Raw genomic sequence first — 13520 nt, 5'->3', positions numbered from 1 at the left:
TGCTCAGAGCAAATAATATGTCTCAGATCATGGCAGGTCCGTTAGCATGCCAATCATCATCTAATAATTAGTCAACTCGGAGGTCAGATGTCCAACCAAGGTGGGAAAAACATTCTCATCACCTTTGGCAGGTCTTTCCTAACTCTAGACATTGCCAGGTTGATGGGAGCCGGCGGCCACACCGTGTTTGTCGCGGACTCAGTGCGCTTCCCCATCTCGCGCTACTCCAACTCGGTGACGAAGGCGTTCCGGGTGGCACGGCCGAAGTTTGAGCCCGTCGAGTGGGCCCGCGACATCGCCCGCATCGTGCGTGAGCAGCACATCGACCTAGTGATCACCGTCCATGAGGAGACGGACATCCTCGCCCAGGTGGTGCGCCGCTACCCGGACCTCTTCCCGGACAGCTGCCAATTGTTCCTCTCCGACTTCGAGTCCGAAGTCCGGCTGCACAACAAGTATGAGTTCCAGGTGCTGCTCGACTCCCTCGGTGTGGACACCATGAAGTTTGCCCGGGTCAGCAGCCAGGAGGAGCTCGAGGCCCTGGACTTCACGGTGCCGTTCGCGCTGAAGCAGTGTTACTCCCGCGGGTCGCAGGACGTCCACAAGGTCTACCCTGGCAACCTCCCGGACGTGACCTTCGATCCCGGCAACCCGTGGATCGCGCAGGAGTGGATCAAGGGCAAGAACTACTGCTCGTACTCGATCTGCCGCAATGGCGAAGTGCTCGCCCACACCCTCTATCCGGTGAACTACGCCATCGATGGCCACTCCTGCTTGGACTACGCGCATGTGGAGCACGAGGCCATCGCGCAGTGGGTCCGCGACCGCGTGAAGGCGATCAACTTCACCGGCCAGATCGGCTTCGACTTCATCGACGTGCCGGACGGCCGCCTCCTGACCATCGAGTGCAACCCGCGCGCCACCAGCGGAATCATGCTCTTCGAGGCCAACAACCAGATCGACCGCGCGTTCTTCGGCACCAATGACACCGTGGTCACCCCCAATCCCGGGGTGCGCAAGATGGTCGGTCCAGGCATGCTCATGTACGGCTGGCGGAAGTCGGCGCGGGGCGGCCACACGATGCGCGAGTTCATCCGCGATGTGCTGCGCACCGACGAGGTCATCACCCAGCGCAACGATCTGAAGCCGGCCTTCGCGATGCCGCTGGCGATGGTGAGCATCCTCCGCGAGGCCGTCCGCTACAAGGTGGGCATCCCCGAGGCGTTCATGCACGACCACGAGTGGGACGGCCACCCCCTCCCCAAGTAGGGGACTCGGCCGACTGTCCAGGCCAGCTCAACCGGCAGCGCGCGGATCTGTCCGCACGCTGCCGGTTCGCTATTTGCCCTGCTCCACGCAGAATTTCGCGATCCTCGCCACGCTGTCTCCGGGGCCGGTGAACAGACCGCCGTGCCCGACGCCGTCGATCTGCGCGAACTCCGCCTGCGGGATCAGCCGCGCGGTCGCCTCGGACTGGGCCGGTGGGAAGAACAGGTCGTGCTCGAAAGCCAGGACCAGAGTCGGCACCGCGATCTCAGCCAGCCGCTCCGGCATCGGCTCGCCCGCGCCGAGCCACTCCTGCGACGCGGCCAGCTGGCCCTTGAAGCCCTCCGGCCCCGCCCAGCCGCCACTGCCCGCCGCCAGCAGATCTCGCCAGTTCTGCACCATCACCGGGTCCTGCAGCATCGCCGGGTGCAGCGTGGTGACCAGCTGCTCGAAGACCAGCACCTCGTGGGGCACCTCGCCGTACTTCTCGATCAGCCCCAGCTCCATCTCGCCGACGATGCTGTTGAACGGCGTCGGCTGCAGCCCCGCGAACAGGACCGTTGCCCGCACCCGCTCAGGGCTCTCGCGCAGCAGCGTTTGGGCGATGTAGCAGCCCATCGAATACGCGACGACGATTGCGTCGGCCACCTCGAAGTGGTCCAAGATCGCGGTCGCGTCCTCCGCGAGTCCCGCGATCGAGTAGGGCGCCGCGGGTGCGGAGGAAGGCGCCATGCCGCGGGCGTTGTACGAGATGACGCTGAACCCCTCGGCGATCAACGCCTCCGCCAGCCCACAGATGTCCCATACCAGGGAGGGCATGCCCAACCCGCCGATCAGTAGGACCGCCGGGCCGGATCCGGAGCGCTTGACCGCCAGCTCCACCCCGGGCTCACGGGCGATCATCTCGAAACCGTCGTTCATAACACCATGCTTCCTCGCTGTCCCCCCGGACGGTGGGCATGAGTTCAACTTTAACCACGGCCGCGGCGGGCCGCCGAACTTACCGCGCGCGGAGCGTCACCGGCAGCCGGTCCTTCGGCACCGGCAGCGTCGTGTTGTCGAGCTTCCACCGGTACTCCGCCGGCACTGACCACTCGTAGCCGCGCAGCAGATGGTGCATGACGGTCTTGACCTCGAGCTGGGCGAAGTACATCCCGATGCACTTGTGCACGCCCCCGCCGAACGGCATCCACGCGAACCGATGCCGCTTGTCCTCTGCGCGCTCCGGCGAGAAGCGGTCGGGGTCGAAGTGCTCCGGGCTCGTCCACAGCGACGGGTCGTAGTGGCTGGCCATCGGCGTCGCGGTGACATAGGCCCCCTTCGGCACGAAGCTGCCGCAGATCTCCGTGTCCCGCACCGCCCGGCGCGCCAGGCCCGGCACCGGCGAGTTCAGGCGCAGGGCCTCGCGCATGACGGCGTCGAGCACAGTGAGCTCCCCCAGCGCGTCGTAGTCCAACGCGCCATCACCCAGCCCCGGGGCCATCGCCAGTGACTGGGCGCGCGCCTGGTCCTGCCACTCCGGGTGCCGCGCAAGGTAATACGCCATGGTGGTCAGGGTGATGGTGGTCGTGTCATGCGCGGCCATCAGCATGAAGATCATGTGGTTGACGATGTCCTCGTCGGCGAACGCCTGCCCCTCGAACTCCACGTGGCACAGCACCGAGAACAGGTCCGGGGTCCGCCGCGCGCGCTTCGCGGGCAGGTGCTCCCGGAAGAACTCCTCCAGCGCCCGGCGCCCGGCCAGCCCGCGCGCCCACTTGGAGCCGGGGATGTCCTTGCGGACCAACGACATCCCGGCGTCCACGCACGCGATGAAGGCGTGGTTGACGCGGTCCGCCTCCGCGCGCGGCAGCCGCAGGCCGAGGAACACCTCGAGCGCCACGTCCAGGGTGAGCTTCTTGAACTCCACGAGCAGCCGGACGCCGTCGCCGGTGGGCAGCGCAGCGACGCGGTCCCGGATCAGCGGCTGCATGGCGCCCAGGTAGTCCTTCAGCCGCGGGGCGGTGAACGCCTGCTGCAGGATCCGGCGGTGGTGGTGATGCTCCTCGAAGTCCATCAGCAGGATGCCGCGGTGGAAGAACGGTCCGATGAGGAACCCCCACGCCGGCTCGTTCGCGAGGGCCTGGCCCCTGTTCATCGCGACGGCCTCCGCACCGTCCGCGGTCAGCGGCGTCACGAACTTGAGCCCGAACGCGTTGACGTAGGAGATGTCGCCGAACTGGGCCCGGCGCTTGGTGATCATGGCGAGCGGATTGTGGAAGGTGCGCAGCAGCTCAACCAGACCCGGGTCCCCGCTCCCGTAAATCGGCTCGAGACTGCTGCCCGGGGGTGGGGGCGCTAAGAGCTTGTGGCGCATGGATGTTGCTCCTTAGTCCGTCGACTTGGCCTTGCTCGGCGGCACCCGCGGCGGCTCGCCCGGCATTTTCGGATAGTTCGGCGGGTAGGGCATCTCGCCAAGCCCGGCGGCCTGGTCCCGGTCCGCCAGCTCGAGCAGCTTGGCCAGCGAGCCGGGGCTCTCGTGCATGCCGGCCATGGGGTCGCCGCGCTTGGCGAGGAGGCCGGGCACGGTCGCGATGGTGCAGTCGTCCGGATGCACGTCCGCCAGCTCGGCCCAGGTCACCGGGGTCGAGACGGTGGCGATGGGAGTGCGCCGGGCCGAGTAGGCGGCGGCCATGGTGCGATCGCGCGCGGCCTGGTTGTAGTCGATGAAGATCCGCTCCCCGCGCTCCTCCTTCCACCACTTGCTGGTGACGGCGTCGGGTGCGCGCCGCTCGAGTTCGCGGGCCAGGGCGATGACGCCGCGGCGGACGATCGTGAACTCCTGGGTGGGCTCGATCGGCACGAACACATGGATGCCGCGGCCGCCGGAGGTCTTCGGATAGCCGGTGAGCCCCAGCTCGTCCAACAGCGGGGCCAGCAGGTCGAGCGCCACGCGGCGGGCCTGCTCGAAGCCGGTGCCTGGTTGCGGGTCCAGGTCGATACGCATCTCGTCGGGCCGGTCGGTGTCCGGGCAGCGGACCGGCAGCGGGTGGAACGTGATGGTCCCCAGGTTCGACGCCCAGCAGATATCGGCGGCCGTCGTCACCTTGAGCGCCTCCGCGGTGCGGCCCGAGGGGAACGTGACCCGGCAGGACTCGATGTGCTCGGGACGCCGGTTCGGGACGCGCTTTTGATAGACCTCCTCGCCCTCGATGCCCTCGGGGAACCGCTGCAGGTACACCGGCCGGTCCCGCAGCGCGTCAAAAAGCGGCCCGCCCCCTGAGACACCATCAACGACCGCCCGGTAGTACTCGAACAGGTGCCGCTTCGTGCCGCCCTCGGCGCCGAGCTGTGGGAAGTAGATCTTGTCGGGGCTCGACAGGCGCACCGCGATCCCCTGCACGTCGATCTCCTCGGCTTTACTTGCCATCGGGGCTCCTTCCCGCGAGCACATCTGCGAGATCGTATTTGGCCGGCACCTCGAGTTGGCCGAAGCCGCACGAGGCCGGATCGCGGTCCGGCCGCCAGCGCAGGAATCGGGCGGCATGCCGAAAGCGCGAGCCCTCCATCTGGTCGTATGCCACCTCCACCACCCGTTCGGGTCGCAGCGGGGTCCAGGACTTGTCGATGGCCTTGGCCCAGCGGCTGGCCTCCCCGAGCTGGTCCTCGCCAGCCCGCAGGGGCTCGAGCTCCGCGAGCAGCTCGACGCGCCGGACGTCGGTGAACGCGGAGGCTCCGCCGACCATCATCAGCTCGCCATCCGCCCCGTGCAGGCCGAGCAGCAGCGAGCCGATCCCCTTCTTGCTCTTATGCGGCCGGAAGCCCATCAGCACGCAGTCCGCGGTGCGGGAATGCTTGACCTTCACCATCTCCCGCTTGTTCGGCAGGTACTCCGAGTCGAGACGCTTGGCGATCACCCCGTCGAGGCCCGCACCCTCGAAGCGTGCGAACCAGTCCTGGGCCAGGGCCGTGTCGGCGGTCGCGTTCGTGACGTGGATCGTCGGGCCGCCGCCCACCGTCTCCAGCAGGAGCCGCCGCCGCTCGCGGAACCGCTCCCCCGTCAGCTCGCGCCCGCCGAGCGCGAGCAGGTCGAAGGCGACGAACTGCGCGGGGTCCTGCCCGGCCAACAGCGTGACCCGGCTCGCGGCCGGGTGGATGCGGGCGGACAACGCCTCCCAGTCCAGCCGGGTGTGCCCGTCGACGGTGCGCGGCACCACCAGCTCGCCGTCGACGATGGAGCCGTCGGGCAGCTCGGCGCGCGCCGCATCGAGCATCTCTGGGAAATATCGGCCGAGGTCCTTGCCGCCGCGCGAGCCGAGGATGACGTCCGAGCCGGTGCGGAAGATGATGACGCGGAAACCGTCCCACTTCGGCTCGTAGGACCAGACGTGCTCGGCGCCGTCGGGCTGGGGCGGCACCTTCTCGGCAGCCTTCGCCAGCATCGGTGGGATGGGGAACGCCAATGCGGGGCTCATCGCTCCATCGTGACCCACTTCACGCCGCGGCGCCACGGATCTGCCACTCTAGCTGCAACACAGAACACAAGGAGCTGGCATGACCGACCCCCGCCTCGATTCCCTGATCGCCGCGCTGCCGGCGAAATCCGTGCTCACCGAGCCCGACGTCACCGCCGGCTACCGGCAGGACTGGGCCAAGCAGCCTGATGCCGGGCAGCCGCTCGCCGTCGTCCGCGCCACCTGCACCGAGGATGTCCAGGCCGTCATGCGCTGGTCCCACGAGCACGGCGTGCCGGTGGTGCCCCGCGGCGCCGGGACCGGTCTTTCCGGCGGCGCCAGCGCCGTCGACGGCGGCCTCGTGCTGAGCCTGGAGAGGATGCGCGCGATCTCGGTCGACCCGGCCACCCGCACCGCCGTCGTGCAGCCCGGCCTGCTCAACGCCGAGGTCAAGGCGGCTGTCGCCGAGCATGGTCTGTGGTACCCGCCGGATCCATCCTCGTTCGAGATCTGCTCCATCGGAGGCAACATCGCCACCAACGCCGGCGGGCTGTGCTGTGTGAAGTACGGCGTCACCACCGATTACGTGCTGGGCCTGCACGTGGTGCTCGCCGACGGCACCCTGGTGCGCCTGGGCGGGCCGCGGCTCAAGGACGTCGCCGGGCTGTCGCTGACCAAGCTGTTCGTCGGCTCCGAGGGCACGCTCGGCATCGTCACCGAGATCACGCTGCGGCTGATGCCCGCGCAGCCACCCGCGCAGACGATGGTCGCGTCGTTCGCCACCCTGCAGGAGGCGGCCGACGCGGTCCTGGCGATCACCGCCACGATGCGGCCCGCGATGCTCGAGTTCATGGACAAGGTCTCCATCATCGCGGTCGACGACTACCTGAAAATGGACCTGGACCGCACCGCGGAGGCCATGCTGATCGCGCAGTCCGACGCGGCCGGCGCGCACTGCTCCCACGAGCTCGCGGAGATGGTCGCGGCCTGCGAGGCGAACGGCGCCACCGAGATCTTCAGCACCGACGACCCCGCGGAGGGCGAGGCGTTCTGCGCCGCCCGCCGCGCCGCGTTCCCCGCCGTCGGGGCCCTTGGCGAGCTCCTGTTCGAGGATGTCGGCGTGGCCATGACGCACCTGCCGGAGCTGGTGACCGGCATCGCGGAGATCGCGGAGCGCCGCGGGGTCACCATCGCCGTCGTCGCGCACGCCGGGGACGGCAACACCCACCCGCTGATTGTGTCCGACCCCCACGACCCCGACGTCGCCGCGCGCGCCCACCTGGCATTCGGCGAGGTCATGGAGCTGGCCATCGGGCTCGGCGGCACCATCACCGGCGAGCACGGCGTCGGCCGGATGAAGAAGGACTGGCTGCCCGCCTACCTCGGGCCGGACGAGATGGCGCTGAACCAGCGGATCAAGGACGCCCTCGACCCGCGAAACCTACTCAATCCGGGCGCTGTGTTCTAGGGGTGGGGAATGATGGCAGCGCATCATCTGTTGTGATCTTGTGAGGGGCGGCGTCTGACCACGTGGCTGCCACCTGACCCAATATCTACCGAATGGAGCGGCTCCATGGCCACCGTTGACCTGACCGCAACGACTTTTGAGCAGACGATCTCCGAGAACGACATCGTCTTCGTCGACTTCTGGGCGGCCTGGTGCGGCCCGTGCCGCCAGTTCGCCCCCACCTTCGAGGCCTCGTCCACCAAGCACGAGGACATCGTGTTCGGCAAGGTCGACACCGAGGCCGAGCAGGGCCTGGCGCAGGCCGCCAACATCTCCTCGATCCCCATGCTGATGGCCTTCCGCGAGGGCGTGCTCGTGTTCTCGCAGGCCGGCGCGCTGCCCCCGACTCAGTTCGAGCAGCTCGTTGAGCAGGTCAAGGGCCTGGATATGGCCGAGGTGCGCAAGCAGCTCGCCACCGAGGCCTGACCTCCGTCTTGCTCTATTGCCCCTGCTAGGGGTTGGCTGGTGGATAACAGTCCGTTCGCCGAGCCAAAGGGCCACTCATGACCGAAGAGCGCAATGCCGATGTTAAGCCGCGCAGTCGAGATGTCACCGACGGCCTGGAGAAGACCGCCGCCCGCGGAATGCTCCGGGCCGTTGGCATGGGCGACGCCGATTGGGTGAAATCCCAGATCGGCGTCGGCTCGTCGTGGAACGAGATCACCCCCTGCAATCTATCCCTCGACCGGCTCGCGACCGCGGTCAAGGACGGCGTGCACGCCGCCGGCGGCTATCCCCTCGAGTTCGGCACCATCTCCGTCTCCGACGGCATCTCGATGGGCCATGAGGGCATGCACTTCTCCCTCGTCTCCCGCGAGGTCATCGCGGACAGCGTCGAGACCGTCATGCAGGCCGAGCGCCTCGACGGCTCCGTGCTCCTCGCCGGCTGTGACAAGTCCCTGCCCGGCATGCTGATGGCGGCCGCCCGCCTGGACCTGGCCAACGTGTTCATGTACGCCGGTTCCACGCTGCCCGGCATCGCGAAGATGGAGGACGGCACCGAGCGCGAGGTCACCATCATCGACGCGTTCGAGGCCGTCGGCGCCTGCTCGCGCGGACTGATGAGCCGCAAGGACGTCGACACAATTGAGCGCACCTTCTGCCCCGGCGAGGGCGCGTGCGGCGGCATGTACACCGCGAACACCATGGCCTGCGTCGCCGAGGCCCTCGGCATGTCCCTGCCCGGCAGCGCCGCCCCGCCCGCCTCCGACCGGCGCCGCGACGGCTTCGCCCGGCGCAGCGGCGAGGCCGTCGTCAAACTCATCGCGGCTGGCATCACCGCCCGCGACATCATGACGAAGAAGGCCTTCGAGAATGCGATCGCCGTGGTCATGGCATACGGCGGCTCCACCAACGCGGTCCTGCACCTGCTTGCCATCGCCCACGAGGCGGAGGTCGACCTCACCCTCGACGACTTCACCCGGATCGGCGAGAAGGTCCCGCACCTCGCGGACGTCAAACCGTTCGGCCAGCACGTGATGCTCGACGTCGACCGCGAGGGCGGTGTCCCCGTAGTCATGAAGGCGCTGCTCGACGCGGGCCTCATGCACGGCGACTGCCTCACCGTCACTGGCAAGACGCTCGCCGAGAACCTCGCCGAGATCAACCCGCCGGACCCGGACGGCGCGGTGCTGCGCGCGATGGACTCCCCCATCCACCCGACCGGCGGCATCACCATCCTCAAGGGCTCCCTGGCCCCGGACGGCGCAGTCGTCAAGTCCGCTGGCTTCGACGACTCCGTGTTCGCCGGCACCGCCCGCGTCTTCGACCGCGAGCGCGCCGCCCTCGATGCCCTCGAGGACGGCACCATCACCGCGGGCGACGTCGTCGTCATCCGCTACGAGGGGCCCAAGGGCGGGCCCGGCATGCGCGAGATGCTCGCCATCACCGCCGCCATCAAAGGCGCGGGGCTGGGCAAGACCGTCCTGCTGCTCACCGATGGGCGCTTCTCCGGCGGCACCACCGGACTGTGCGTCGGCCACATCGCGCCCGAGTCTGTGGACGCCGGGCCGATCGCGTTCATCCGCGACGGCGACCGCATCGAGCTGGATGTCTCCCGCGGGACGCTGGACCTCATCGTCGACGAGGCCGAACTGGCGGCCCGGCGCGAGGGCTGGGAGCCGCTGCCCCCGCGCTACACCCGCGGTGTGCTGGCCAAGTACGTGAAGCTGGTGCAGTCCGCGTCGGTGGGGGCCGTCTGCGGCTAGCCTCCGGCCCTTCCCGTCCGGCTTCGCGGACGAATTGACAATTCGTCCGCGAAAGCGGCATGGGGCCAGCTACGCGCCCGACTCCAACGACTTCAGCGCCCGCTGCGCCTCCTCCAATTGGCGGGCGAGGTCCGCGACACGCTGCTCCGCCTGCTCGCGGGCCGCGTTCAGCAGCCCGGACACCTCGACGGACGCGGTACCGCCCAGTGCGGTCACCGCCCGGCCCACTGCGTCGGCGGGCACTGACGCCTGCTTGCCCACCCGCTTCGCCCCGCGCAGCACCGACACCGTCCACTCGTTGTCGGCGGTCCCCTCGATGATCACGCTCACCGAGGCGGGGCCGCGGCGGGCTCGGGTGGCCTTCACCGGGACAGCCTTTACCGGCGTTGACTCCGGCAGGACAACCGGCGCGGAGGCGGGGGCCACGGGGGCCTTCGCCGCAATGGGTGCGGCCTTGGCAGCCGGCACCTTCGCGGCAGGCACCTTCGCGGCAGGCACCTTGGCTGCGGGAACCTTCACCGTCGCGGCCTTCGCCGGAGCCTTCCGCGGCGCGCGCTTGGCAGGGGCCGGCGCCTTGCGGGTGAACCGCACCTCGTCGGCTTCGAACGGCAGCTCGTCGGCCACCCCCCGCGGCTTCACAGTGAGCGAGCGTCCACTGATCGACACCACCCGCGCGGAACTGCCTTCCGGCAGCCCCAGGCTCGGGATCGCCTCTCGCAGATAGACAGTCGGCCGCTTGTTCTCGGTGAGCCCCGCCGCAAGCAGCGCCAACTCCTCGTTGCTCAACGACGCATTGACCGGTCCAGCCGGCGTGCCCGAAGCCATGGGTGATTCCTTCCAATCGACAATGCACCACTGTCCCACACTGCTCGGACACGACCGCACAACTCACCAGCGGACATCGACCGCCGCAGACCACCCGCAGCGCCGATAATTCGGCGCAAGTGGCTCGATCGCGGTTGCGCCACGTGTGCCACCGACTAGTATTCGCACCAACAGCCCGCCGACCGCAGTGAAGGAGCGTCGTGGCCCCCGACCCTTCAGCGGAGCCCAGTCCGGACGGCCTGGCTATCAAGAGTGCCGTCCGGATCAGCGAGCAGCACGATGTCAACCGCGAGGTCCAATCACGGCTGTCCCCCGAGCTGCTGGACCGGGTCCGGAGGGAGGCCGAGATGGCGCTGCTCGGCGGCGAGCGCAAGTACACGCGGGACGAAGTCTCCGAGCTCACCGGCGTCAGCCTCGAGCACACGGCCGCGCTGTGGACCGCGATGGGCTTCGCGATCAGCCCCGATCCCACCGAGCGCAACTACACGGACGCCGACGTCGAGGCTCTGCGCGGCCTTTCCCAGCTGGCCCAGATCGGCGTGCTCACCACGGACATCGAGGGGGCGATGGTCCGCGCGACGGCCCAGGCGATGTCCCGGATGGCGGAGTGGCAGGTGTCGCTGATGATCCGGCATCTCGGCCAGGAGCTGCTCGCCAACCAGCCTGACGACGGCCAGGTGCAGTTCGCGGAGGAGTTCGTCGTCGACTCCGTGCACCGCGCAACGGAGTTCATGCTTCCGCTCATGCAGTCGCTGCAGACCCATGTGTGGCGCAGGCATCTGGCTGCCGCCGTCGAGCGCACGGTCGTGCGGGCCTCCGACTCCAACGAGACGCAGCTGCTCGCCATCGGCTTCGCGGACATGGTCGGCTACACGCATCTCACGCGGCGCATCGACGTCGGCAGTCTGACCGACCTCCTCGAGGACTTCGAGTCGACCGCCACCCGGGTCATCGCGGAGAACCACGGCTGGATCATCAAGAACCTCGGCGACGAGGTCATGTTCGCGGTCACCAACCCGGACGACGCGGCGGCGATCGGCCTCGCACTGCAGGACGCGATCAAAAGCCTCGACGACCTGCCGATGATCCGCGTGGGCATGGCGTACGGCCCGGTGCTGCTCCGCTTCGGCGACGCATTCGGCTCCGTCGTCAACATCGCGGCCCGGCTCACCAGCTCTGCCAAGCCCGGCACGGTCCTGATCGACAACGCCTTGAACGACGCCCTCTCCGAGGACGGCGCCGTCGAAACGAGATCGCTGCGCCCGCTCAAGGTGCGCGGGTTTTCCAAGCTGCGGCCACACCTGTTGCGCCACCGCAAACATCCTGAGCGCGGCGACGTTGCCGAATAGAAGAGGGGAAGACTAGACACGATGGACACCGTCGCCGAGTTGGGTGTGGACACCCGCGTCACCCTGTTACTCGCGGGGCTGATCTTCCTGTGGGCCCTCGCGCTGGGGGTGTGGAAGTACCAGCAGATGGCGACGTCGGAGAACCACCTGGCGCACCCCTACGTCGATATCGCTCATCGGGCAGCCCTGATGTACTCGTTCGCGACACTGCTGCTGGCCGCCTTCGTGGAGCTCAGCGGCTGGCCCACGGCCGTCAACATGATCGCCATGCTGGTGGTCGTCTTCTTCTTTGTCGGGGCCATCGTCAGCTACACCGCGCACGGATTCCTCAAGGACACCGACAACCAGTTCGCCCATCCCGTCGGCGGCACCCATGCGTTCATGTTCGCGCTGATCGCCGGGGAGATCGGCGGCTCCGCAGTGCTGGTCGCGGGGTTCGTGAACGGGCAGTTCTTCTAGGCCCGAGAAGCTAGAACAGGGTGAATTCGTCGTCGGGCTCGGCGGCCGGCGCGGCGATCGGCGACTTGGCCGCCAGGGCTGGAGCAGTGACGACGAGTGCGGCCGGGGAGGAAACGGCCGGTGCGGGCTTGCCCGCCTTGACCGCACGCGCGGCCTCGCCCGCCAACTGGTCGGCGATCTCGTTGTAGTGGTTCCCCACGTGGCCGCGCACCCAGCGGAACCGCACGGGGCCGGTCCGCCCGGTGATCGCCTTATCGATGGCCTGCACCAGCTCCAGGTTCTTGACCGGTGCGCCGCCGGCCGTCTTCCAGCCCTTGCGCTTCCAGCCCGGCAGCCACTCACTGGCACATTTGATGGCGTACTGGGAATCGGATTCGATCATCAGCGGCTCGTCGCCGGGGTGTGCCTTCACGGCCTCGAGCAGCGCGCGCAACTCCGCGATCTGGTTGGTGCCGCTGGATTCACCACCCGACTTCGACTCGCCTTCATGGTTCACCCATGCCCACCCGATTGCGCCGCCGGGATTGCGTAAACAAGAGCCGTCCGTGCTGACCATGATCACGCACTAGACCATACGGCGTAGCAGGACTCCGGTGCCAACCCGCCAACCACATGACTACGCCGGCCACCGCGCACGCCGCGGGCGTGTGCTGTGACCGGCGTTATGGCCGAACTATCCGGTGGTGACAACCTTTGTGCCACCGGCAAACTCATCGTGCTTGCCCTGCTTCGTGGGGCTGGAGTTGATGGTCACCGCGATGATGATGATCGCTGCGAGCCCGGCCAGGCCGGCGATGAAGGAGATGATCGACCCGATAATCCACAAGAATCCGATGCTCAACACCGCACTGATCAGCGATCCGCCCAACCCGAACAGGTAGAAGGCGTTGCGCTTGACCGCCTGCTCCATCGTCGGGTTGCCGCCGTTCGGCCCCTCGGTCCGCAATTTGCAGATCTGCTTGCCGAGAGTCTGCCCCTTATTGGCCTCCAGCCAGGCGAAATAGCCCATGACCGCGACAAGCGCGACGACCGAGGCGAGCACGCCGAAGAACCATGATCCCACCGAGCCCGTGACCCCGCCGATCACGAGCAGGATCGTCCACACGATGGCCACGGGAATCCCGACGATGATCCCGTCCAGGATTCGCGCGCCGAAGCGTATGCCCAGATCCGCCGGGCGCCCCGCTCCCGCCATCTGGTTCATTCCCGAGGGATGTGGCTGCTGGCCGCCGTACTGCGGGGCCTGATACTGGGGTGCCTGATATTGAGGGGCGCCATGCTGCGGGGCCCCGTACTGCGGTGCCCCGTACTGGGGCGCTTGGTGCTGCGGCCCACCGGGTTGCGGCGCGCCGGCTCCCGGGGCGCCCGGCTGAGGAACTCCGCCGGGATAGGGATCAGGGGTGCCGGGCACGTTGGGATCATTCGGTCCGGAAGTCATGATTCCTCCATCATCACGGCCCAGCCACATCGCTGC

General features: G+C 68.3%; 13 protein-coding genes. 6 read left to right on the top strand and 7 right to left on the bottom strand.

Features of this window, described 5'->3' with window-relative positions:
• Positions 1–87: 87 nt before the first annotated feature.
• The gene (locus TBIF_RS17605; RefSeq protein WP_024796070.1) at positions 88–1269 is read left to right on the top strand and encodes an ATP-grasp domain-containing protein; all 1182 of its coding nucleotides are present in this window, start codon (positions 88–90) and stop codon (positions 1267–1269) included.
• A 69-nt stretch (positions 1270–1338) separates the two neighbouring features.
• Here TBIF_RS17605 and TBIF_RS17600 read toward each other — a convergent pair whose 3' ends face one another.
• The 4 genes from TBIF_RS17600 to TBIF_RS17585 all read right to left on the bottom strand — a co-directional run bounded on the left by TBIF_RS17600 (position 1339) and on the right by TBIF_RS17585 (position 5720).
• A complete protein-coding gene (locus TBIF_RS17600) occupies positions 1339–2187 on the bottom strand; it encodes an alpha/beta fold hydrolase (RefSeq protein WP_024796069.1) in 849 nt (282 codons plus the stop codon).
• Between the two features lie 79 nt (positions 2188–2266).
• Entirely contained in the window at positions 2267–3622 is a 1356-nt protein-coding gene (locus TBIF_RS17595; protein WP_024796068.1) for a cytochrome P450, read from the bottom strand.
• Between the two features lie 12 nt (positions 3623–3634).
• Positions 3635–4675, bottom strand: a complete 1041-nt coding sequence (locus TBIF_RS17590; RefSeq protein WP_024796067.1) for a DNA polymerase domain-containing protein — start codon at positions 4673–4675, stop codon at positions 3635–3637.
• Positions 4665–5720, bottom strand: a complete 1056-nt coding sequence (locus tag TBIF_RS17585; protein WP_024796066.1) for an ATP-dependent DNA ligase — start codon at positions 5718–5720, stop codon at positions 4665–4667. Before TBIF_RS17585 ends, TBIF_RS17590 begins: the two co-directional genes overlap by 11 nt.
• A 79-nt stretch (positions 5721–5799) precedes the next feature.
• On the opposite strand from TBIF_RS17585, the gene TBIF_RS17580 reads away from it, so the two are divergent.
• The 3 genes from TBIF_RS17580 to ilvD all read left to right on the top strand — a co-directional run bounded on the left by TBIF_RS17580 (position 5800) and on the right by ilvD (position 9413).
• A complete protein-coding gene (locus TBIF_RS17580; RefSeq protein WP_024796065.1) occupies positions 5800–7167 on the top strand; it encodes an FAD-binding oxidoreductase in 1368 nt (455 codons plus the stop codon).
• 105 nt (positions 7168–7272) lie between these two features.
• On the top strand, positions 7273–7632 hold the full coding sequence (trxA, locus tag TBIF_RS17575) for a thioredoxin (RefSeq protein WP_024796064.1): 360 nt from the start codon (positions 7273–7275) through the stop codon (positions 7630–7632).
• 77 nt (positions 7633–7709) lie between these two features.
• A complete protein-coding gene (gene ilvD, locus TBIF_RS17570; protein WP_024796063.1) occupies positions 7710–9413 on the top strand; it encodes a dihydroxy-acid dehydratase in 1704 nt (567 codons plus the stop codon).
• A gap of 69 nt (positions 9414–9482) precedes the next feature.
• Here ilvD and TBIF_RS17565 read toward each other — a convergent pair whose 3' ends face one another.
• Positions 9483–10238, bottom strand: a complete 756-nt coding sequence (locus TBIF_RS17565) for a DUF6319 family protein (protein ID WP_024796062.1) — start codon at positions 10236–10238, stop codon at positions 9483–9485.
• Positions 10239–10438: 200 nt separating this feature from the next.
• Here TBIF_RS17565 and TBIF_RS17560 point away from each other — a divergent pair, with 200 nt between their 5' ends.
• Together TBIF_RS17560 and TBIF_RS17555 are read left to right on the top strand one after the other, a co-directional pair.
• The gene (locus tag TBIF_RS17560) at positions 10439–11587 is read left to right on the top strand and encodes an adenylate/guanylate cyclase domain-containing protein (protein ID WP_024796061.1); all 1149 of its coding nucleotides are present in this window, start codon (positions 10439–10441) and stop codon (positions 11585–11587) included.
• A 21-nt stretch (positions 11588–11608) separates the two neighbouring features.
• Positions 11609–12046 (top strand): hypothetical protein, encoded by a 438-nt coding sequence (locus TBIF_RS17555; protein WP_024796060.1) that lies wholly within the window; start codon positions 11609–11611, stop codon positions 12044–12046.
• Between the two features lie 10 nt (positions 12047–12056).
• Here the strand turns inward: TBIF_RS17555 and TBIF_RS17550 are convergent, their stop codons facing one another.
• Together TBIF_RS17550 and TBIF_RS17545 are read right to left on the bottom strand one after the other, a co-directional pair.
• Complete coding sequence (locus TBIF_RS17550) at positions 12057–12608, bottom strand: ribonuclease H family protein (RefSeq protein ID WP_024796059.1); 552 nt, start codon at positions 12606–12608, stop codon at positions 12057–12059.
• Positions 12609–12719: 111 nt separating this feature from the next.
• Positions 12720–13484, bottom strand: coding sequence for an RDD family protein (locus TBIF_RS17545; protein WP_084611768.1), 765 nt, complete (start codon positions 13482–13484; stop codon positions 12720–12722).
• Positions 13485–13520: the final 36 nt, after the last annotated feature.

It is taken from the genome of Tomitella biformata AHU 1821 (assembly GCF_000524475.1).
Classification (GTDB): Bacteria; Actinomycetota; Actinomycetes; order Mycobacteriales; family Mycobacteriaceae; genus Tomitella; species Tomitella biformata.
This window is presented reverse-complemented; position numbering and strand designations above follow the sequence as displayed.

Excerpts from the sequence above, each read along its gene's own strand:
- TBIF_RS17605 (WP_024796070.1), top strand. The coding sequence starts at position 88 with ATGTCCAACCAAGGTGGGAAAAACATTCTCATCACCTTTGGCAGGTCT.
- TBIF_RS17600 (WP_024796069.1), bottom strand. The coding sequence starts at position 2,187 with ATGAACGACGGTTTCGAGATGATCGCCCGTGAGCCCGGGGTGGAGCTG.
- TBIF_RS17595 (WP_024796068.1), bottom strand. The coding sequence starts at position 3,622 with ATGCGCCACAAGCTCTTAGCGCCCCCACCCCCGGGCAGCAGTCTCGAG.
- TBIF_RS17590 (WP_024796067.1), bottom strand. The coding sequence starts at position 4,675 with ATGGCAAGTAAAGCCGAGGAGATCGACGTGCAGGGGATCGCGGTGCGC.
- TBIF_RS17585 (WP_024796066.1), bottom strand. The coding sequence starts at position 5,720 with ATGAGCCCCGCATTGGCGTTCCCCATCCCACCGATGCTGGCGAAGGCT.
- TBIF_RS17580 (WP_024796065.1), top strand. The coding sequence starts at position 5,800 with ATGACCGACCCCCGCCTCGATTCCCTGATCGCCGCGCTGCCGGCGAAA.
- trxA (WP_024796064.1), top strand. The coding sequence starts at position 7,273 with ATGGCCACCGTTGACCTGACCGCAACGACTTTTGAGCAGACGATCTCC.
- ilvD (WP_024796063.1), top strand. The coding sequence starts at position 7,710 with ATGACCGAAGAGCGCAATGCCGATGTTAAGCCGCGCAGTCGAGATGTC.
- TBIF_RS17565 (WP_024796062.1), bottom strand. The coding sequence starts at position 10,238 with ATGGCTTCGGGCACGCCGGCTGGACCGGTCAATGCGTCGTTGAGCAAC.
- TBIF_RS17555 (WP_024796060.1), top strand. The coding sequence starts at position 11,609 with ATGGACACCGTCGCCGAGTTGGGTGTGGACACCCGCGTCACCCTGTTA.
- TBIF_RS17545 (WP_084611768.1), bottom strand. The coding sequence starts at position 13,484 with ATGACTTCCGGACCGAATGATCCCAACGTGCCCGGCACCCCTGATCCC.